The 2,128-nt window shown below is 61.5% G+C and carries 1 protein-coding gene; it reads right to left on the minus strand.

Annotated elements, in window-relative coordinates; translation table 11 throughout:
- Positions 1-802 (minus strand): hypothetical protein (locus AAGA68_27450; GenBank protein MEM9388807.1); only part of this gene is annotated, 802 nt, incomplete at its 3' end.
- Between the last annotated feature and the right edge of the window lie 1,326 nt (positions 803-2,128).

Genomic DNA, 2,128 nt, shown 5'->3' on the forward strand with positions numbered 1-2,128 from the left:
CACCGGTTTGGTAGTTTCCATTTGTGGCAGGCATGGGCATAAAAGAGGACTTGGGCGGTGTGGCGAATCCAACGGGCGCGGAATACTGATGCTGGGGGTACTGCCACTGCATGTGCACCACCGGTGCGGGCGCAGCCTGAGGCATAGCGTTGTAGTTGGGGACCGACTGTACACGGTTGAATTGCTGGACCGTGGGCGTGGCAGGCGAGATTGTGGCGAAAGGATCAAGGGGCGGCGCCCGCGCTGGCTCACTGCTCGTGCGCGTGGCGGGTGCGATAGCGGCTGCTGGTGGCGATGGCACGGGTCCTGCGATAGCGGCGGCCGCCGGTGGCGATGGCACGGGTCCTGCGGCGAAGGCCCCGAAGAAGTCGTCGGCCGGCGGTTCAGCCTCGGACTGGCTTGGCTCATCGAAGGACAAGAGGTCAACGACCTTTGGCGCCGGCTTGACATGGGCGTTGGAAACCTTGGCTACTGGCTTAGGAACGACCGGGACTGGCTTAACCACAGGCGCTTTGGCGAGCGGGACCGGCCTGGCCTTAGGCGGTGCTGGCAACCCACCGGGCACGGCCGCGACCGGCCGCTTGGTGGGGACCGGCGCACTCTGAGGAGGGTTGGCAGCAGCCGCCTCGTCGTACCACTTCTTCTCAATGTAGCAGATTCGCACAAAGTCCTTGGCAGCATCGAGAGACGGCCCCGGTTTCAGACGCGACGCTTCCGGCAGCGTCGCTTGCCACACGGCACGCGCCTTGGAGTTGCCGCCCTGCTTGAGCTTGGCCACCTCGGCCCGACTCCAGTACGACATCGTGACAGACTTGCATAAGTGAGAGTAAGATTGGTGCGATGACTTGCACGTGTGGCACACGAACGTAGCGAACGTCATCACCACCGCCCCGTGCCCGTGGGCCGCCACCTGACCGCAGTTGGCGCAAGCCTTGTTGGCCTCCAAACGCCGCACTTTGTCTAGTTCCTTCTCCGCAACTGGGTCGCTCGGCATTGTACAAGGGCGTCCGTCGACACTGACGCGTCAGTCCTGTATGCAGACTTCAGTATTGGGGCTTTAGAGCTGGCGAAGCCTCGAACACGCGCCAAACGGTTCTGCTTTGAGGCTTAAGTTATCCGTTAGATCAGGCTTGTTTTGGTTCTTTCGCGGCGCGATCGCGAGGCTACTATCCCGTGAAAAAAGGAGCGGGGCGGGGGCGCGACAGGCTTGTCGTAGAGTATAGCGGCCTCATCGCCACTGGCGAAAGAAGCGCCCGCCGCTCTTGGTGGAAGCTGAGAAGCGACGAGAATGTCATCTCGAAGGATATCGTAAGATAGTGGTGGGGAGGCTTCAGGCCCGAGTCCGCGCACCGTCGTCGTATCGTTGGCGACCGACACCCCATGGGGCCCTGTGCGTAGCGCCATGGGACGATGATCACGTTAAGAATCACGTTGTGGACGTGTGGAGCGGACACGAAGACACGACGCACCGTCATCCCCAGGGCAGATTGTCTGGCCTCTTGGTCGAGACGACCATTACTACACGGGTCGCAATGTCTTGCGCGCAGTATCGGAACGGTGTTCTACGGGGCACTGAGGCAGTCGAATTCCGCGCGCACGACGCGCCGCGTTGATTGGGGTCGTCCGAGTCGCCCGTCAACGTGGCCGTGCCGGCCGACGAGCCCTCTGCGATCGAGACTGCCCATGAGCATGCGAACAAGGAAAGCCTCCGTCACAAACTCGGCACGTGGTGTTGGCGTCATGGTGTAGTTGCGCTGAAGACCATGAGCGCACGGCGGCGGTGTGCGGGCAGGCAATTCCTCCTGGTCGCATGACGAACCCCTCTCTGCCGCATTCGCTGTCCGACTCCTCCCACTTAGACGCCCGTCTCTCAGAGGGCTTCTCCTCTCTGGTTCTCGTCGCGCATATTCGTTCTACGACAGCTCGCGCTCTTCGCCACCGCAACGCAAGCTTATCCTAACCTCTTCGATTCTTCACATGGCCTCTGCCAAACCTTTACCCTCTCCGATGAGTCAATGCTCAATTCTGCCATGAGGCATGGCCCGTTGGTGTTGGTACAATGACGAGCGCGATCCTCGTGTTGGTCGTCGCGGCGTTGACAACGCCGCAGTTGCTGGTGTTCGGGGAC

The sequence above is a fragment of the Pseudomonadota bacterium genome (genome assembly GCA_039193195.1).
Taxonomy (GTDB): Bacteria; Pseudomonadota; Gammaproteobacteria; order Steroidobacterales; family JBCBZW01; genus JBCBZW01.